This window comes from Streptomyces sp. NPDC058751, assembly GCF_042746485.1.
Taxonomy (GTDB): domain Bacteria; phylum Actinomycetota; class Actinomycetes; order Streptomycetales; family Streptomycetaceae; genus Streptomyces.
The window spans coordinates 1-18,733 of record NZ_JBHYPZ010000081.1 but is presented as its reverse complement, the minus strand read 5'-3'; the positions used below and the strand labels follow the sequence as shown (position 1 = coordinate 18,733).

The window sequence follows — 18,733 nt, the reverse complement described above, 5'->3', positions numbered from 1 at the left end:
GGTCTGTTGTTTTTTTTTCTCTTCGCAGGGGGGGCGCCCCCCCCGCCCCCCCCCCAGGTCGCCCACCGCTTTTTGGGGCTACTCGAACCGGGAGGGGTCACCCGCCCCGAGGCGAACGACCTCGGGCCCGGTGCCGGAGCAGTCGACCACGGTCGTCGGCTCGGTACCGCAGTCACCGGAGTCGATGACGGCGTCCACCACGTGATCGAGGCGGTCCTTGATCTCCCAGCCCTGGGTCAGCGGCTTGTCCTCGTCCGGCAGGAGCAGGGTGCTCGACAGCAGCGGCTCGCCGAGTTCGGCCAGGATCGCCTGCGCGACGACATGGTCGGGAATGCGCACCCCGACGGTCTTCTTCCTCGGGTGCAGCAGCCTGCGCGGAGCCTCCTTCGTCGCCGGGAGGATGAAGGTGTAGCTGCCGGGCGTGGCCGCCTTGACCGCGCGGAAGACCGTGTTGTCGATCCGTACGAAGTGTCCGAGCTGGGCGAAGTTCTCGCACATCAGCGTGAAGTGGTGGCGCTCGTCGAGCCGGCGGATCGAGCGGATGCGGTCGATGCCGTCCCGGTTGCCGAGCGCGCAGCCGAGTGCGAAGCAGGAGTCGGTCGGGTAGACGATCAGCCCGCCGCCGCGGACGATCTCCACCGCCTGGCTGATGACGCGCCGTTGCGGGTTGTCCGGGTGAACGTCGAAGTACTTGGCCATGTTCCGAGACTAGTGCCGCGTCAGCCAAGGCTCGCCCCGTCGCGACGCCCGGCACGCACTCTCGCCGCACCGGCCGAAAGCCCAAGTACATCCAGTACGAGGACTTCCGGCCGGCACGCCGAGAGCACGCACCGGACGCCGCTCCTCAAAGGGCAAACCTTGACTGACGCGGCACTAGGGCCTGCCCGGACCGTTCCCGCCGGGCGTCGGGCGGTCCGTCGTTCGTGCGCCCGTGCCGGTTCACCGTTCTCCGCCGGAATTCTCCCCGGTCGCGGCTATAGGAACCTCGAGGCCGTCTCGCTACCCTCCGCCGCATGATTTCCACGGTGGTCTGGGGTACCGGCAACGTCGGCCGCGCGGCCATCCGCGCCGTCGAGGCCCACCCGAAACTGAAACTCGCGGCCGTGCTCGTGCACGACCCCGGCAAGGTCGGCCGCGACGCCGGCGAACTCGCGGGCCTCGGTCACGGCCTCGGCGTCGCGGCGAGCGACGACATCGGCGCGGTCCTGGCCTCGGGGCCCGGAGCCGTCGTCTACGCGGCCACCGGCGACATCCGCCCCGACGAGGCCCTCGCCGACATCGGCAGGGCGATCCGGGCCGGCGCGGTGGTCGTCACCCCCGCCCTCTATCCGCTCTACGACCAGCGCAGCGCCCCGCCCGAGTTCCGGGACCCGGTGCTCGCCGCCATCGCCGACGGCGGCGGCTCCCTGTTCGTCTCCGGAGTCGACCCGGGCTGGGGCAACGACGTCCTGCCCCTGCTGATCAGCGGTCTGGGCACCACCGTCGACGCCATCCGCTGCCAGGAGATCTTCGACTACTCCACTTACGAACAAGAGGAATCCGTAAGGTACTTGATCGGTATGGGGCAGCCGATGGACTACGAGCCGCTGATGCTGGCCCCGTCGATCCCGACCATGGTGTGGGGCGGACAGATACGGCTCATGGCGCGGGCCCTCGGCGTCGAACTCGACGACATCCGCGAGACGATGGAGCGGCGCCCGCTGACGGACGGCGTGAGCACCCGCACCATGGGCGAGTTCGCGGCCGGCACCCAGGGCGCCATCCGCTTCGAGGTGCAGGGGATCGTCGCCGGAGAGCCCCGGATCGTCATCGAGCACATCACCCGCATCCACGCGTCCGCCGCGCCGGACTGGCCGTCGCCGCCCGACGGGGACGGCGCCCACCGGGTGATCATCGAGGGCCGCCCGCGGATCGAGGTCACCGTCACGGCCGTCGACGAGGGCGACAACCGCTCCGCCGGCGGGAACGCCACCGCGGTCGGCCGTCTGGTCGGCGCGATCGACTGGCTGGTGGACGCGGAACCAGGGCTCTACGACGCACTCGACGTCCCGCTGCGCCCCGCAGTCGGCCGGCTCGGAAGGAAGTGACCCATGACCCTGCGCATCGACATCCCCGAGGGACAGGAACCGATCGGATACGTCTGGGGCGAGATGGTGCCGGGCATCGGCATGGCCGCCGCGAACTTCTCCCTGTCGGTGTACGAGCACACGACGCTGGGCCTGCGCGAGTTCGAGGCCGCCCGGCTGCGCATAGCGCAGATCAACGGGTGCCTGTTCTGTCTCGACTGGCGCACGGAGCGGGAGGGAGCGAAGGTCGAGGAGGAGTTCGCGGACGCGGTGACCCAGTGGCGCACCACCGGGGCCTTCGACGACCGGACGCGGCTGGCCGCCGAGTACGCCGAGCGGTACGCCCTGGACCACCACGGTCTGGACGAGGAGTTCTGGACACGGATGACGGCGCTCTACAGCCAGCGGGAGATCGTGGAGCTGACCATGAGCATCGGCTCCTGGCTGGCGTTCGGGCGGCTCAACCATGTGCTGGGACTGGACGCCGTGTGCGTGCTGCCGACCCACTGAGCGGATCCGGCCCACCGAGCGTGCCCGGGCCGGCCGTTCGGCCCGAGCGCGCTAGAGGTCCACGGCGATGATGTTGTCGATGTTCCGTTCGGCGAGGGCGGTGATGGTGACGAACGGATTGACGCTGGTGTTGCCGGGAATGAGCGCGCCGTCGATGACGTACAGGCCCGAATAGCCGTGCAGGCGGCCGTAGTTGTCGGTGGCCTTGTTCAGTACGGCGCCGCCCAGCGGGTGGTAGGTGAGATGGTCGCCCCAGATCTTGTACACGCCGAAGAGATCGGTCCGGTAGATCGTCCCCTCCTTCGCGTTGATCTTGTCGAAGATCGTCTTGGCCATGTCGATGGAGGGCTGCTTCCAGGCGGTCTGCCAGTCGAGGCCGACGGTCTGGGTGGAGGCGTTCCAGGTGAACCGGGCGCGGTTCGGGTTCTTGGTGATGGACAGGTAGAACGAGGCGTACGTCTCGATGCCGGTGGGCAGCGGCGCCACCTCGGCGAACGCGCCGCCGGCGGCCCAGTTGTCGATGCCGCCGCAGGGGATGCTCGCCTGGAGCGAGCCGGTCGGGTCCCACAGGTGGTTGGCGCGGCCGCACATGACGTTGCCGTTGTCGCCCCAGCCCTGGCCGATCTCGCCGTTCAGGGCGGGCAGCGCGCCGGTGGCCTTCAGCCGGACCAGGAGCTTGCTCGTTCCGACGCTCCCGGCGGCGAAGAACACCCGGTCCGCGGTGACCGTCTTGACCGCCGTGGTGTCACCGGTGGTGTTGAGCTGGTCGATCAGGACCGTGTAGCCGCCGCCGGCCGCGGGTGCGACCGACGTGACCTTGTGCAGCGCCGAGATGGTGACCCGCCCGGTGGCCGTGGCCTGGGCCAGGTAGGTCTTCTGGAGCGACTTCTTGCCGTGGTTGTTGCCGTAGAGGATCTCCCCGGCCAGGGCCGACTTGGTGACGGTGCCCGCCGCCTCCTGCTTCATGTAGTCCCAGTCGTACACGTCCGGCACGAAGACGAAGGGGAAGCCGGAGCGCTGGGCGTGCTTGCGGCCGACCCGCGCGTACTGGTAGCAGTCGGTGGTGTCGAACCACGCCGGGTCGATGAGGCCCGTGCCGAGCGTGGCGTTGGCGCGCGGGTAGTAGGTCGCGTACATCTCGTCGGCGTTCACCGACGGGAGGACGGCGCCGAAGTTCTCGCGTCTGGGAGTGACCGCCATGCCTCCGTTGACGAGTGATCCGCCGCCGACACCGCGGCCCTGGTACACGATGATCTGGCCCATCTCCTCGGCGTCCAGGACCCCCGTGTAGCGGGGGATGTCCTTGTCGATGGGAAAGCCGAGGAAGTTGCTGAGGGGCTGCTTGGTCCTGGTGCGCAGCCAGTAGGAACGCTGGTCGGGGCTGGTCGTGTTGGCGAAGATCTTGCCGTCCGAGCCCGGTGTGTCCCAGGCCATGCCCATTTCGACCATCTGCACGTCGACGCCCGCCTGGGCGAGGCGCAGGGCGGCGACCGAGCCTCCGTATCCGGTGCCGATCACCAGGACCGGGACATGTGCTCCGGACGGGATCGCCGAGGCCGCCGCGGCGATCCGCGTGGGGGCCGCGACCGCGCGACCGGCAAGGCTCACTGCTCCAAGAATAGAACCTGTTCCAGCTATGAATCGTCGGCGCGAGACACCCCTGGGGTCGTTTGTTCGCTGGTTGATGTCGCCCATGTGACGCTCCTCACTCTAGATGAGTGAGAACAGGTTCTACTGTTGCTGGCTTGTTAAGTCACTACATACCGATTGGTAACTTCTGTGTGATCTCAGGGTGATCAGCGGGGTTCCGCGAGGTTCAGCGGGGTTCGGCGGGGGAGGGGGCGGTCAGTCGCCGGGGAGCTGCGGTGACAGGACCAGGACGGAGACGTCGTCGCGGATCGAGGGGCAGAACAGGACGAGGTCCTTCCATACGTGGTCGACGAGCGCGTCCGACGGCTCCCCGGCGAACACGGCCAGCCGGTCGGGCAGCGGGTAGAAGGCGCCGGTGGCGTCCCGGCCCTCGCTCACACCGTCCGACGCCATGAACAGCCGGTCGCCGGGACCCAGCTCGACGGTGCGGACCTTCGGCGGGGACAGCTCGAAGAACCCCAGCCCCAGAGGGGGCCCCGGCTCGGCGTCGATCTCCAGGACCTTCCCGCCGCGCAACAGCAGCGGCGCGGGGTGCCCGCAGGACACCAGCCGCACCCGGCCGGTGTCCGGCGGGAACTCCAGGAGCAGCGCGGTGGCGAACAGCTCGGCGTGATCGACCGACGCGGAGTCCACCACCAGCCTGCGGTCGAGCCGGGCCGCGGCCGCCTCCAGATCGCGCTGGTCCAGCACCGTCTCCCGGAACGCCCCCAGCAGCGAGGCGACCGTCCCCACGGCCGACAGCCCGTGTCCCTGTACGTCGCCCATCACGGCCCTCACCCCGAAGGGCCCGTCCCGTACCTCGAAGAAGTCACCGCCGACCAGCGTCTCCCGTTGCGCCGGCCGGTACAGCCCGGAACAGCGGACCGGTCCGACACGCTCGGGCAGTGGCGGCAGCACGGCGAACTGGGCGGCTTCCGCGACCGACCGCACGGTGACCAGATGGGCGTCCCTGCGGCTGCGGACGAGCGACACGAACACGCTGAGCACGGCGATGAAGCCGATGGTGAGCAGGTCCGTGTTGCCCGGACGGTCGAGGTGCAGGGCGGGGACGTTCATCAGGACCACGACGACCGCGCCGAAGGCGGCCGTCGCCAGGGGGCCGTAGGAGAGGACGGCCAGGGAGGGGATGGCGCCCAGCAGGAAGCCGATCTCCAGCGGCTCGTCGCTCACCAGTTGCCCCACGAGGACGCCCGCCAGCAGCACCGGCGGGAGCAGCCGCACCCAGCGCGGAGGGGGCGAGCCGCGCAGCCATCCCGGGTAGTCGTCCCGCCGGCCGGGCACGGCCTTCGTGGCCATGGCGATCCTCCCTTCGCCACCACGCTCCTCCCTTCCCCGCCGCCGCGCATTCCGGTCGGTTCACGGGCGCGGGCGGCACGAAGCCCCGCCACCACGGGGACGGGATGACGGGGCTCCACGGGACGGGTGCCCCGTCGTCGGCGTTTCACCCCGCCGCGGCCGGGGAGGCACCGGCACCCGTCCCGGGGCATGGTGGAGCGGTGACAGGACTGGCCGTGCTGTTCGCGCTCCTCGGGGCCGCCAGCAACGCGATGGGCACGGCGTTCCAGCGCAAGGCCGCCTCCCGCGTCAGCGAGGGCGGCGGGCTGCGGCTGATCGTCCGGCTGGCCCGGCAGCCGCCGTGGCTCATCGGCATCGCCGGGGTGATCGGAGCGGCGCTCTTCCAGGCCCTCGCGCTGGCGAACGGACCGCTGTCCCTGGTGCAGCCCCTGTTCATCCTGGAACTGCCCTTCGCCCTGATGATCGCCGTCCCGCTGCTGCACCGGCGCCTGTCGCGCGCGGGATGGGGGGCCGTCGCCGGTGTCGTGGCCGGCCTCGGTCTCGTCCTCCTTTCGGCCGCACCCTCGGGAGCACGGTCCGACGCCTCCATGGAACGCTGGATCCCGGTACTGGTCCTGTGCCTGGGAACCATGGCCGTCGCGGTCGTCGTGGCCCGTCCCGGCCGTCCGCCGCTCTTCCGCGCCGCCGTGCTGGGAACGGCCTCGGCCATCGGCAACGCGCTGACCGCCGCACTCCTCAAATCGGCCGTGGGCACGCTCGACGACGACGGGTTCGCAGCCTTCCTGACCATCTGGCAGACGTACGGATTCGCCCTGACCGGGATCGCCGCCGTCCTGCTGCTGGAGAACGCCCTGCAGGCGGGACCCCTGGCCGCCTCGCAGCCCGCGCTGACCATCGGCGACGCGACGCTCAGCCTGGTGCTCGGTGTCACGCTCTTCGACGAGACGATCCGCACGGGCTGGTGGCTGCTGCCCGAGCTGATCGGCGCCGGACTCGTCCTGTGGGGCGTCCTGCGGCTGACCCGTGTGGTCCCGCACCTCGCGGACATGGCCCACTGACGGCCGCCCGGCCCGGACCGCCCGCCGGGACCCCGGAAGGCCGGAACCGAGGCGGTGGCCGCGACCGGTCTGCACTCGCCCGCTTGATGACGGCCGGGACTGGACAGACCCTGTTCGTGACGAGTCGGATCGAGAACGTCCAGGACCTGGTCGAGCGGACGCGGTACGTCGTCTTCGGTTTCGACGGCCCGATCTGCCGGCTGTTCTCCGCGCCCTCGGCGGCGGCCCTCGCCCACCGGCCGGACCGGCCGGCCGAAGCGGGCCTGCGCGCGGCGCTCACCGAGGAGGAGCGCGCCTCCGCGGACCCCTACCGCGTTCTGACGGCGCTGGCCGGACGGCACCCGGGCGGCGAAGCCGCCGCCCGGCTCGACGCGTGGCTCACCCGGACCGAGCTGGAGGCGGTGCGCACCGCGATGCCGACGGCGTACGCGGACCCGCTGATCCACACCTGGGCGGCGGTCGGGGCGAGGCTCGCCGTCGCGACCGGCACATCGGCCCGGGCCGTCACCTCGTACCTGGACGCGCGCGGGCTCACGTCCCGCTTCGCCCCGTACGTGTTCGGCCGCGCGCCGGCCCCGGGAACGCCCCGGCCGGCCGCCCTGGACCTGGCCCTGAGCGCCATGGGGGCCGAACCGGACGTCTCGCTGGCGATCGGCGCCACCCCCGGGGACCACGCGGCGGCGCACCGGGCCGGTGTCCGGTTCCTCGGATACGCCCGCCACCCCGCCAGGGCGCGGGCCCTGCTGGAGGCCGGTGTCCCCGCGCGGTGCCTCACGGACTCCCTGGAGCCGCTGCTGCGCGCCCTGCGGGAACCTTCCTGAGCCCCCGGGCACCGCATCGGCCGGGCACTGCGCCGTACGAGGGGAAAACCGGCCGCGAACCCGTGTGCATGCATCGCCGGGAGCGGGGCAGCAGCATCCTGAGACAGCTCGGAGGAAGCTACCCCCCTGGTGGAACCCGAGCTGTTCGGCCCCGCGGGCAGTCACTCCCCCCGACTGTCGGCGGGGCCGCATCCGTCGGGCCCTACTCCACCCGGATGCCCACGATGCAGGTGTCGTCGTCGGTGTCGGACCTGCTGTACGTCAGGAGCCGGTCGAGCTGGTGGTCAAGGGTTCCGGACGTCGTACGGGCCGCGCTGAGCAGCTGGCGCAGCGACACCTCCACGGAGCGGTCACGCCGCTCGATCAGACCGTCCGTGTACATCAGCAGCGTGTCGTGGACCTCCAGTTGCACCTCGTCCTCTTCGAACACCGCCTCGGGGACGGCACCGAGCAGGATGCCCTTGAGCAGCGGCAGCGGGCCGGCGTCCGCCTCCCGGACCAGGACCGGAGGCAGATGCCCGGCCCTCGCCCAGCGCAGGACGCGGCGGCGCGGATCGTAGATCCCGCAGACCGCCGTGGCGGTGACCCCGCCCGTCAGATGGTGCGCCACGACGTTGAGCCAGGACAGCAGCTGCCCCGGCCCCGCGCCCGTCACCGCGAGCCCGCGCAGCGCGTTGCGCAGCACCACCATGCTGGTCGCGGCCTCGATCCCGTGACCGGCCACGTCGCCGACGCACAGCAGGACCATGCCGGAGGACAGCACCACGGCGTCGTACCAGTCGCCCCCGACGAGCTGTTCGGTCTCCGCGGGCCGGTAGCGCACCGCCACGTCGAGGCCCGGAGCCCGCAACGGCGCCCGGTCCGGCGGCATGATCGCGTGCTGCAGCTGGAGGGTCAGCCGGTTGCGCTCGTGCGCCTGCTGTTCGGTGTGCGCGAGCTGGTCGCGGGTGACGGCGAGCGCCACCTCGGTCCAGTGCTGCGCCGAGATGTCCTGGTAGGCCCCGCGGACCGCGAACAGCCGGTCGTCGGCGTCGAGCACCGGCTCGGCCACCATGCGGATGTGCCGGGTCACACCGTCGGGACGCTGGAGCCGGAACGCGGCCGAGGCCGGCCGGTGATGGTGCAGGAGGGTCCGCAGGAAGCGGCCGATGGCGACGGCGTCGTCGGGATGGGCGTGCGCGGCCAGCTCCTCCAGCGGGACGGGACCGCCCGAGGGCGGACGGCCGTACAGCTCGAAGAGCGTCTCGTTCCAGATGGTCTCGCCGGTCAGCAGGTTCTCCTCGAAGCCGCCGATCCTGCCGAGCCGCTGGGCGTGCTGGAGCAGACTCGCCAGCCGTGCCGTCTCGTCCTCTATGCGCCAGATGAGCAGCACGCTTCCGCCGTGCCGGCTGAGGTTGACGTCGGCCACGGCCGACAGCCGCACCTGGTCGACGAGCGCCGTCAGGTCCATGCGCCGCGCCCGGAACGGCTCCCCGGTGGCGTAGACGTGCTCGACGCACTGGAAGAGGCCGCTCTCCCCGGCGGCCAGCGGGTAGGCCTCCAGGAGCAGCGCCCCCTGGACGGTGCCGCGCGGCCGGCCCGCAGGGTCGAGGAAGCGCCCGTTCACATGGCGGATGCGGAAGTCGGTGAGCCGTCCCCGGCCGTCGAGCTGGGGCACCAGGACCAGGGCGGGATCGTGCAGCCCGTCCACCAGGTCGATCAGCTCGCAGACGTCGGCCGTGCCCCGTACGCCCTGGCAGTCGACCGGCGGAGCGTGTGTCTCCAGGGTGTGCGAGCACAGTTCGGCCAGCGCCTCGACCTGGCGGACCACCTGCGGCGGCTGGGGTCCGAGGACGGACGGCCACGCGATCTCCAGGACGCCGTGGATCCGGCCCCCGGTGCCCGCCGGCACCGCGACCCGTCCGCCGTGCGGATACTCCGTGTGCCCGATGGACGGCAGTCCGGTGCCCGCCAGCGAGTCCGCCCACTGCGCCGTACGGTCGGACAGCGCGCGGCGGGCCATCGTCGCCACGCCCGGGGGGACGTAGCGCCAGCGCCGGGCCTCGGCCGCCGAGAACCCGGCACTGCCCGCCAGGGAGAGCGAACCGTCCGAGTCCGCCGCCCAGATGGCGACGGCGACCGCCCCGAGCGGGGTCAGCGCGTGCTGGAGCAGGGAGTCGGCCACCGCCTGGGTGTCGCCCGCCGCCAGCGCGCCGCTCTCGGCGGCGCGCAGCCGCACCGCGGGGGCCTCGTCCTTCGGCGGACGCTCCGCCGTGGCGGAGAGGAAGGCGCTGGTCACCTCTGAGACCCGGTCGTGCGCGGCCTGGTTGATGATCTCGACCGCGAGCTGCAGCTGCGGCACCTTGGCCTGCTCGGCCAGTTCCGTGAGCTGACGGGCCGCCTGGGCCGGTCCGCAGCCCAGCCGCTCGACCAGGATGCCCTTGGCGAGTTCGGTCAGGGCCCGCCCGTCGGCCTCCATCTGGGCGGCCCGCACCTCGCGGCGCAGCCGTTCGACGGTGGCCGCCAGCCGGCCCACCGGAGACGTCCGGGCCGTGCCCGGGAGGTCACCGGTCCGCCCGGTGCCGGCGGCACCGTCCGTGGGCTCGGGGACGTTCGCGCCGGTTGCCTCAGGACTGTTCATCGTGCGGCCGCTCCTCGGCGGGGGCCCGAAGCGGGCGGGGGAGGGAGTGTCCCGCCGCGGTTTCGCGGCGGGGGGTGCCGGGCGTCATGTCACTCCCCGAGCCAGCGCCGGACACAGGCGATGAGGTCGTCGGTGTCGACCGGCTTGGTGACGTGGTCGCTGGCACCCGACAACAGGCTCTTCTCCCGGTCCCCGGGCATGGCCTTCGCCGTCACCGCGATGATCGGCAGGTCGGCGTACTGGGGCATCCTGCGGATCTCGGCGGTCGCGGTGTACCCGTCCATCTCGGGCATCATCACGTCCATCAGGATCAGTGCGACCTCGGGCCGGCTCACCAGGGTCTCGATGCCCTTCCTGCCGTTCTCCGCGTGCAGCACGTTGAAGCCGTGCAGCTCCAGGATCCCGCTGAGCGCGAAGAGGTTGCGGGCGTCGTCGTCGACGACGAGCACCGTACGGCCCCGGAAGGCGCTGTCGATCGGCCGCGCGGGCCGGTGCCTCGCCGCCTCCTCGGCGCGGACCAGCGGCACCACGTCGCCCGGCTGCTCCGCGGACAGGTGCAGCGCGATCCGCTCGCGCAACTCGTCCAGACTGGACAGGAACTCCAGCGACCGGGCGCCCGATCGGGACTGCAGGGCCTGCTCCTGCGCGAGGTCGACCCGGCTGCCGTTGTGGACGAGGACGGGCACGGTCGCCAGCGCCGAGTCGCCCTCCACCGCTTCGAGGAACCGGGCCGTCTCGCCCTCGGGCATGCCGAGTTCGAGCACGACGCAGTGCCACGGTTCCGCGGCCAGCGCGCTCGCGGCCTCCTGCGCCCCGACGACGGTGACGACGTCGAGGCTCTCCCGCGCGTCGCCCTCGTCACGGCTGCGCGCGACATCCGCGACGGCGCTCTCGGCCACCAGCGTCAGCAGCCCCCGGGGCCGGTCCTCGACGACCAGCAGCCGCCGCCGTCGCTGACGGGGCAGGCCCTTCGGACCGGGAGCGGAGTGCCGGGGTTCGGTGCGCGCCGAGGCGTCCTCGTCCGGTGCCGGCTCCGGTGCGCGGCCCCCGGCCAGCAGCTCCTCGAACTCGGGCCGGGCGACCGGGAGGAAGAGCGTGAACGTACTGCCCTGTCCGGGGGTGCTGTCCACGGTGACCGCCCCGCCCAGCAGATGGGCGATCTCCCGGGTGATGGACAGGCCGAGCCCGGTGCCCCCGTACTTGCGGCTCGTGGTGCCGTCGGCCTGCTGGAAGGCGCCGAAGATCGTCTCCAGCTGCTGCTCGGGGATGCCGATGCCGGTGTCCTTGACCCGGAAGGCGGCGATGGTGCCGCCCCGGCGCACGTCCGCGGGGATCTCCTGGTCGGCCGCCGGTTCGATGCGCAGCTCGACCCTGCCACGCTCGGTGAACTTGACCGCGTTCGACAGCAGGTTGCGCAGCACCTGCCGCAGCCGCGAGTCGTCGGTGAGCAGGTCCACCGGGGCCCCGGGCGCGGTGCTGACCGTGAACTCCAGGCTCTTCTGCGAGGTCATGGGGCGGAAGGTGGCCTCGACGTACTCCAGGAGCTGGCGCAGCGGGACCCGCTCGGGGGTCACGTCCATCTTGCCCGCCTCGACCTTCGACAGGTCCAGGATGTCGTTGATGAGCTGGAGCAGGTCGGAACCCGCCGAGTGGATGATGCCCGCGTACTCGACCTGCTTCGGGGTGAGGTTGCGCGAGGGGTTCTGCGCCAGCAGCTGGGCCAGGATGAGCAGGCTGTTGAGCGGGGTCCGCAGTTCGTGGCTCATGTTGGCCAGGAACTCGGACTTGTACTTGGACGCCAGCGACAACTGCTGGGCCCGCGCTTCGAGTTCCTGCCGGGCCTGCTCGATCTGGAGGTTCTTCGCCTCGATGTCGCGGTTCTGCGCCGCGAGCAGGGACGCCTTGTCCTCCAGCTCGGCGTTGGAACGCTGGAGTTCGTCCTGCTGGACCTGCAACTCCTCGGAACGGGCCTGGAGTTCGGCGGTCAGGCGCTGCGACTCGCCCAGCAGCTCGTCGGTGCGGGCGTTGGCCACGATGGTGCTGACGTTGACGCCGATGGTCTCCATCAGCTGCTCCAGGAACGTCATGTGGCCCTGCTTGAAGCGGGTGACCGAGGCGAGCTCGATGACGCCGAGGACCTGCTCCTCGACCACGATGGGCAGGACCACAAGGGCTGTCGGCGCCGTCTGCCCCAGACCCGAGGAGATGGTCACGTACCCCGCCGGCACCTCGTCCACGGTGATCGCCCGCCTGCTGCGCGCGGCCTGCCCGACGAGGGAGCGGCCGAGCGGGATGCGGGTCGGACGCCCTTCCTCGTCCGGGTAGCCGTACGACCCGACGAGCCTGAGTTCCGTGCCCTTCGCGGTCTCCTCGGCGAGGTAGAAGGCGCCGTACTGGGCGGCGACGAGCGGGGTGAGCTCGTCCATGATGAGGTCGGCCACCACGTCCAGGTCGCGGTACCCCTGCATCAGACCGGAGATGCGGGCCAGGTTCGTCTTGAGCCAGTCCTGCTCCTGGTTGGCGCGCGTGGTCTCGCGCAGCGACTCCACCATGGAGTTGATGTTGTCCTTCAGGTCGGCGACCTCGCCCGAGGCCTCCACGGTGATGGACCGGGTCAGGTCGCCCTCGGCCACGGCGCCGGTGACCTCGGCGATCGCGCGGACCTGGCGGGTGAGGTTGCCGGCCAGTTCGTTCACGTTCTCGGTCAGCCGCTTCCAGGTGCCCGAGACGCCCTCCACCTCGGCCTGGCCGCCGAGCCGGCCCTCGCTGCCGACCTCCCGCGCCACGCGGGTGACCTCGGCGGCGAAGGCGGAGAGCTGGTCGACCATGGTGTTGATGGTCGTCTTGAGCTCCAGGATCTCGCCCCGGGCGTCGACGTCGATCTTCTTGGACAGGTCGCCCTTGGCCACCGCCGTCGTCACCAGGGCGATGTTGCGGACCTGCCCGGTGAGGTTGTTGGCCATCGAGTTGACGTTGTCGGTGAGGTCCTTCCAGGTGCCGGCCACGTTCGGCACGTGCGCCTGGCCGCCGAGACGTCCCTCGGTGCCGACCTCGCGGGCGACGCGGGTGACCTCGTCGGCGAACGCGGACAGCGTGTCGACCATGGTGTTGATGACGTCGGCCAGGGCCGCGACCTCGCCCTTCGCCTCCACGGTGATCTTCTGCGAGAGGTCGCCGCGGGCCACGGCGGTCGCCACCTGCGCGATGGAGCGGACCTGGCCGGTCAGGTTCGACGCCATGACGTTGACGTTGTCGGTGAGGTCCTTCCAGGTGCCCGAGACGCCCCGCACGGTGGCCTGCCCGCCCAGGTTGCCCGCCGTGCCGACCTCACGGGCGACGCGGGTGACCTCGTCGGCGAACGCCGAGAGCTGCTCGACCATCGTGTTGATGGTCTCCTTGAGCTCCAGGATCTCGCCGCGGGCGTCCACGGTGATCTTCTGCGACAGATCGCCCTTGGCCACCGCCGTGGCCACCTGGGCGATGGAGCGGACCTGGGCGGTGAGGTTGCCCGCCATGAAGTTCACCGAGTCGGTGAGGTCGCGCCAGGTGCCCTTGACGCCCTTCACGTCCGCCTGGCCGCCGAGGCGTCCGTCGGTGCCGACCTCGCGGGCGACGCGGGTGACCTCGTCGGCGAAGGCGGAGAGCTGGTCGACCATCGTGTTGATCGTGTTCTTCAGTTCGAGGATCTCGCCGCGGGCGTCCACGGTGATCTTCTGCGAGAGGTCTCCCTGGGCCACCGCCGTGGTGACCTGGGCGACGTTGCGGACCTGGGCGGTGAGGTTGCCGGCCATGAAGTTCACCGAGTCGGTGAGGTCGCGCCAGACGCCGCCGACACCGGGAACCTGGGCCTGCCCGCCGAGGCGTCCGTCGGTGCCGACCTCGCGGGCGACGCGGGTGACCTCGTCGGCGAACGCGGACAGCTGGTCGACCATCGTGTTGACGGTCTCCTTCAGCTGGAGGATCTCGCCGCGGGCGGGCACGTCGATCTTCTGCGAGAGGTCGCCCTTGGCGACCGCCGTGGCCACCTGCGCGATGTCGCGGACCTGGGTGGTGAGGTTGCCCGCCATGGCGTTGACGGAGTCGGTGAGGTCGGCCCAGGTGCCCGAGACCCCGGGCACCTCCGCCTGGCCGCCGAGCGTTCCCTCCGTGCCCACCTCGCGGGCCACCCGTGTCACCTCGGAGGTGAACACCGAGAGCTGGTCGACCATGCCGTTGAAGACGGTGGCGATGTCACCCAGAAGGCCGCCCGCCTCGTCGGGGAGCCGGGTGCCGAAGTCGCCGTCGCGCACGGCGGTGAGGCCGGCCAGCAGTTGCCGCAACTCCTGCTCGCCCGGCGTCCGTACGGACGTCCCGCTCGCTGCCCTGGTCATGGCCACCCTCGTTCCGCTCCCCAGGAGTCCCGTGTCACGGGACTCGGAACCGCGCGGGGCCCACGGGCACCCCCGCCCGCCCGTGGGATTCCCGCAGATCACGGGTCATCCCGTCAAGAAAATACGCCGCAGGCTAACCCAGGGAACCGGGACGGAACAAAGCGCGCGAGGGAATTCCCCAGGGGCCCGAAAATGTCGCCGGGGGCAGGAATAACCTGGAGCGAAGGGGATACACAGGACCCTCTCAGTCTAGGTCTCCCGGGAGCGGACGCGCGAGATCCCGCCGCCCGCCCCAGAACCGGGGTTCTGGGGCGGGCGGCGGGATCGTCGGGGGCTGTGGGGCGCGCGGGCGTCAGACCACCGCGGGGTCGAGGAGCCCGGCGCGCAGACGCTTGATGATGCGTGTGATCAGCCGGGAGACGTGCATCTGCGAAATGCCGAGCTCCTCGCCGATCTGCGCCTGGGTGCGCTCCTCGACGAAACGCAGGTGAATGATCCGGCGCTGCCGCTCGTCGAGCTGGGCGATCAGCGGGGCCAGGGAATTGAAGTCCTCGACCAGTTCCAGCGAGGGGTCCTCCTCGCCGATGAAGTCCGCGAGGACGGCCTCGCCGTCCGCGCCGCCGTCCGCCGTCAGAGCGGCGTCCAGGGACGAGGAGTTGTAGCCGTTCGACGCCTTGCGGGCCTCGATGACCTCTTCCTCGGACAGGCACATCAGCTCGGACAGTTCACGGGTCGTGGGCGTACGGCCGAGCCGGGTGCGCAGTTCCTCCGTCGCCTTGGCGAGCTCGACGCGGGCCTCCTGGAGCCGGCGGGGCACGTGGACGGCCCAGCTCGTGTCACGGAAGAACCGCTTGATCTCACCGACGATGTAGGGGACCGCGAACGACGTGAACTCGACCTCGCGGGACAGCTCGAACCGGTCGATGGCCTTGATGAGCCCGATCGTGCCGACCTGGACGATGTCCTCCATCTCGCCCTGGCTGCGGCTGCGGAAGCGCGCGGCGGCGTACCGGACGAGGGAGAGGTTCATCTCGATGAGGGTGTTGCGCGCGTACTGGTGCTCCGGCGTGCCCTCCTCCAGGACGGCCAGCCGGTCGAAGAACTGGCGGGACAGCTCCCGCGCGTCCTTCGGGCTGATCTTCAGCGGCTCCTCGATCTGCGGGAGGACGTCCTCCGCGGGTGCCGCCACTGCCCCGTGCGCCGTGTCCGTCGTCCTCACTGCCGTCACGGCTGCCATGCCGCCCACCCCACATCGTCCTAGGAATTGATGACAGGGCCCGTCTGCCCCGCCCCGTACCGCTCATGCCACCCGGTTTCCGGAAACCCGCGGAACGCCCGCGTCCCGCCCCGCCCTGACTCCGGGTCAGAAGTCACTTCCTCCCCGGAACGCCGTTCGGATGCGGCGAAGTAGAGTGAGTTCCGGGGTGAGTCCGTGGTCATCGAGCGGGGAGTCGGCAGGGCGCAGACGCGCTCGCCTTCGGCGTGTCCCGACGCGGGACCGCTCACCGCGGGCCCGGTGGTCCCGGCATGACGGCAGCGGCACCCTCCGGCGATCCCTTCGTCCACCCGGCGCTCGTCTACCGCGACGACCGTGAGTACACGGAACGGACGGCGCGGTTCGTCTCCGACGGCGTGGCCGCGGGGGAGCCGGTGGCGGTGGCCGTCCCCGCCCCACGCCTGGAACTCCTGCGCGGGGCACTGGGACCGCTCGGCGCCGGTGTGCGCTGGATCGACATGACACGGGCCGGCCGGAACCCCGGCCGGATCATCCCCTCCGTCCTGCGCGCGTTCGCCGACGCCCACCAGGACGTCCGTGTACGGATCGTCGGCGAGCCCGTCTGGCACGGCCGGACGGCGGTGGAGTACCCGGCCTGCGTCCAGCACGAGGCCCTCATCAACAAGGCGTTCGCGGGGCGGCACGTGACGATCCTCTGCCCGTACGACGGGAACGCCCTCCCCCCGGACGTGATCGCCGACGCCCACGTCACGCACCCCGTCGTGATCAGCGCCGGCCGGCAGAGCGTCAGCGCGGCCTACGACCCGGACGGGGCGCTGGCGCGCTTCAACCGGGAGCTGCGCCATCCGCCGGGAGCGGCGACGGTCCGGTTCGACGCCGAACTCCTTCCCGCCGCACGTGAGTTCGCCCTGGCCGAGGCCCGGGACCGGGGGATGACGGCGGCCCGGCTGCAGGACCTGAACCTCGTCGTCGCGGAACTGACCACCAACAGCGTGGTGCACGGGGGCGGTTCGGGGACCCTGAGGATCTGGGCCGAGAGCGAGCGGATCGTGTGCGAGACGCAGGACACGGGCCGGCTGAGCGATCCCCTGGCCGGCCGGCATCCCGTGCGTCCCGACCAGATCGGCGGACGGGGCCTGTTCCTCGTGCACTTCCTCTCGGACCTCGTCCGTGTGCACACCGACGCCTCGGGAACGACGGTGCGCAGCTACCTCGGCCGCGTCTGAGGGCCCCTGGACACGCGCCGGCCGTGGCGCATGGACCTCGTGTTCCCGGTCCGCACCCACGGCCTGTGCGTACTGACGACAGGCCCTAGCCGCCCGCGCCCTGCCCGGCCGACCGTGCCGCCTCGCGTTCGGTGCGGGCGCCGGCCTGCGACAGGGAGCCGCCCGAACTCTCCAGGTGCGCCCGGACGAACCACTGGAACTGTTCGAGCGCGCGGAGCTGTTCGACGAGGAGGTCCTCGGTCACCGGGTCGATCTTGCCGACCTCGGCCACGGCCGCGCGGTGCCCCTCCACGATCCCCGTGTAGACGAGGTCGAGGGCGCCGAGGTGGGCGATGGCGTCGGCGCGGCCGACGCTGTAGTCGTCCCAGGTGCGTTCGGCGACGAGCGCGCCCGGTGTGCCGTGCGGGACCCCGCCGAGCGCGGAGATCCGTTCGGCGGCGTCGTCCGCCATGTCGCGTACGCGCTCCACCTGCGGGTCGAGCATTTCGTGCACGGCGATGAAATGCGGGCCCACCACGTTCCAGTGGACGTGTTTCAGCGTGAGCGACAGGTCGTTGAGAGCGTGCAGCCGCATGCTCAGCACGTCGATGATCCGGCCGCCGTCCTGCGTGCTGACGCCGGGGACGGTGTAATTCGGTGTCGTGGAAGCCGTCATGTTCCTTTCCTCCACACAGATCGCTTGCAGATGTTCCAGCGCGTGGGTGCCCGTGCCGGCCGTCGGCGGTGCAGCGGCCGCGGCCGTCGGTCTCCGGTGCCTCCAAGTGCCCTGGTTCACCCGCGTCACACCTCCCGGCCGGAGCGGTGATCCGTCCCGGGCGTGAGGGGCGGGGGCGACGGGATCCCTCCGGTGGGGCGGTGTTGGGCCGAACAGGTCGTCCGGTGCGGTTGTTGCGAATGAACCGCCGCGAACCCGGGCACACGGACGGAAACTCGAGAGAGGAGCCCTCGCCGTGCTCGTGCCCGACCCGAAGGTTGTCCGGAGGCTGCTGACGCGTTACGCGGCCCTGAAGATCGCGTACGCCGAGAAGGAGACCCCGGAGACGGCCCGCGGCCTGGAGGACGTCACGTACACGCTGTGTGTGATGACGGGAACGACCGGTGTGCGCGACGCCGTCGCCGCCGCCGACGCCCTGCTCGCGGCCGCGGAGGAGCGGCGGGGCGCGCGGCGGACCGGACTGCTGGGCGCAGGAGCGGCCCCGGCGCCCTCGCCGAAGGCGGTGTCCGCGGCCGCCCCGCCGCCCACCCGGCCGCACACCGAGGTGCGGACGCTGAACGGCCGGCCCTTGGGCATGTCCGGTCCGCTGCGCTGACCGCCGCCCCGCTCCTGTCCGTCGAACGGCTGAACTACCTGATCGTCTCCCGCTCGTTCTCCTGCTGTGAGCATCGTCCAGGCGGAGATGAGGAATCGATGAGCCGGCACACCAAAGGCCGACGGCACCGCAAGGTGAACATGACGCCCCGTCCGGTCGGACCGAGGAGATCGCCGTACGAGGTCCGGGAGCGGGCGGCCGCGGCCACGGCCGGGACCGGACCGGGGCCGGCCCGGACCGAGCCCTCCGTTCCCGGGCGGGGCACGGCCGAGGAGCGGGCCGAGGCGGTGGCCAGGACGGTCGGCGAGAGCGGTCTGAGCCGTCACGCCGTGCGTACGTGGGAGCGGCTGGCGCAGGCGGGCACCGGCGGGGCCGAGGTCGACGGACTCGCCGAGGCCGTGGGCTTCCAGCGCTCCACCGTGCTCGGGCACCTGAAGGGCCTGGCCGGACTCGGACTGGCCGAGGACCACGAGGGCGTGTGGCGGGCGACCGGCCCGGCGGAGGGCGCGGGGACTTCGGCCGGGGGCGTCTCCTAGACGGCGTGGTGGGGCGGTGCTTGTCCCCCGGCG

At 71.6% G+C, this 18,733-nt stretch carries 13 protein-coding genes and 1 pseudogene; 7 read left to right on the top strand and 7 right to left on the bottom strand.

Translation table 11 applies throughout. The features are described from left to right. Positions 1-78 precede the first annotated feature (78 nt). Positions 79-699, bottom strand: a complete 621-nt coding sequence (locus tag ACFW6B_RS40475) for an L-threonylcarbamoyladenylate synthase (protein WP_386604837.1) — start codon at positions 697-699, stop codon at positions 79-81. 314 nt (positions 700-1,013) lie between these two features. On the opposite strand from ACFW6B_RS40475, the gene ACFW6B_RS40470 reads away from it, so the two are divergent. Both ACFW6B_RS40470 and ACFW6B_RS40465 read left to right on the top strand, forming a co-directional pair. Then, positions 1,014-2,087 carry a dihydrodipicolinate reductase gene (locus ACFW6B_RS40470; RefSeq protein WP_386604836.1) on the top strand — a complete coding sequence of 358 codons (1,074 nt, stop codon included), beginning with the start codon at positions 1,014-1,016 and terminating at the stop codon, positions 2,085-2,087. Between the two features lie 9 nt (positions 2,088-2,096). Further along, the gene (locus tag ACFW6B_RS40465; RefSeq protein WP_386604839.1) at positions 2,097-2,576 is read left to right on the top strand and encodes a carboxymuconolactone decarboxylase family protein; all 480 of its coding nucleotides are present in this window, start codon (positions 2,097-2,099) and stop codon (positions 2,574-2,576) included. A gap of 51 nt (positions 2,577-2,627) precedes the next feature. Here ACFW6B_RS40465 and ACFW6B_RS40460 read toward each other — a convergent pair whose 3' ends face one another. Together ACFW6B_RS40460 and ACFW6B_RS40455 are read right to left on the bottom strand one after the other, a co-directional pair. Then, positions 2,628-4,271, bottom strand: coding sequence for a GMC oxidoreductase (locus tag ACFW6B_RS40460; RefSeq protein WP_386604834.1), 1,644 nt, complete (start codon positions 4,269-4,271; stop codon positions 2,628-2,630). 150 nt (positions 4,272-4,421) lie between these two features. Continuing rightward, complete coding sequence (locus ACFW6B_RS40455; protein WP_386604832.1) at positions 4,422-5,522, bottom strand: PP2C family protein-serine/threonine phosphatase; 1,101 nt, start codon at positions 5,520-5,522, stop codon at positions 4,422-4,424. 200 nt (positions 5,523-5,722) lie between these two features. On the opposite strand from ACFW6B_RS40455, the gene ACFW6B_RS40450 reads away from it, so the two are divergent. Together ACFW6B_RS40450 and ACFW6B_RS40445 are read left to right on the top strand one after the other, a co-directional pair. Then, positions 5,723-6,580 carry a DMT family transporter gene (locus tag ACFW6B_RS40450; protein WP_386604830.1) on the top strand — a complete coding sequence of 286 codons (858 nt, stop codon included), beginning with the start codon at positions 5,723-5,725 and terminating at the stop codon, positions 6,578-6,580. Positions 6,581-6,696: 116 nt separating this feature from the next. Then, entirely contained in the window at positions 6,697-7,401 is a 705-nt protein-coding gene (locus tag ACFW6B_RS40445; RefSeq protein WP_386604828.1) for an HAD family hydrolase, read from the top strand. Positions 7,402-7,603: 202 nt separating this feature from the next. Here ACFW6B_RS40445 and ACFW6B_RS40440 read toward each other — a convergent pair whose 3' ends face one another. The 3 genes from ACFW6B_RS40440 to ACFW6B_RS40430 all read right to left on the bottom strand — a co-directional run bounded on the left by ACFW6B_RS40440 (position 7,604) and on the right by ACFW6B_RS40430 (position 15,628). Beyond that, entirely contained in the window at positions 7,604-10,021 is a 2,418-nt protein-coding gene (locus ACFW6B_RS40440) for a SpoIIE family protein phosphatase (protein ID WP_386604826.1), read from the bottom strand. Between the two features lie 89 nt (positions 10,022-10,110). After that, the gene (locus ACFW6B_RS40435; protein ID WP_386604824.1) at positions 10,111-14,391 is read right to left on the bottom strand and encodes a HAMP domain-containing protein; all 4,281 of its coding nucleotides are present in this window, start codon (positions 14,389-14,391) and stop codon (positions 10,111-10,113) included. A gap of 352 nt (positions 14,392-14,743) precedes the next feature. Further along, complete coding sequence (locus ACFW6B_RS40430) at positions 14,744-15,628, bottom strand: RNA polymerase sigma factor SigF (RefSeq protein ID WP_386604822.1); 885 nt, start codon at positions 15,626-15,628, stop codon at positions 14,744-14,746. 290 nt (positions 15,629-15,918) lie between these two features. On the opposite strand from ACFW6B_RS40430, the gene ACFW6B_RS40425 reads away from it, so the two are divergent. Next, positions 15,919-16,854, top strand: a complete 936-nt coding sequence (locus tag ACFW6B_RS40425) for an anti-sigma factor RsbA family regulatory protein (RefSeq protein WP_386604821.1) — start codon at positions 15,919-15,921, stop codon at positions 16,852-16,854. 85 nt (positions 16,855-16,939) lie between these two features. Here ACFW6B_RS40425 and ACFW6B_RS40420 read toward each other — a convergent pair whose 3' ends face one another. Further along, complete coding sequence (locus ACFW6B_RS40420) at positions 16,940-17,509, bottom strand: Dps family protein (RefSeq protein WP_386604819.1); 570 nt, start codon at positions 17,507-17,509, stop codon at positions 16,940-16,942. A gap of 295 nt (positions 17,510-17,804) precedes the next feature. Here ACFW6B_RS40420 and ACFW6B_RS40415 point away from each other — a divergent pair. Both ACFW6B_RS40415 and ACFW6B_RS40410 read left to right on the top strand, forming a co-directional pair. Beyond that, a pseudogene (locus ACFW6B_RS40415) lies at positions 17,805-18,002 on the top strand (DUF5133 domain-containing protein); the annotation flags it as partial. A gap of 260 nt (positions 18,003-18,262) precedes the next feature. Further along, positions 18,263-18,700 carry a hypothetical protein gene (locus tag ACFW6B_RS40410; protein ID WP_386604817.1) on the top strand — a complete coding sequence of 146 codons (438 nt, stop codon included), beginning with the start codon at positions 18,263-18,265 and terminating at the stop codon, positions 18,698-18,700. The last annotated feature ends 33 nt before the right edge of the window (positions 18,701-18,733 follow it).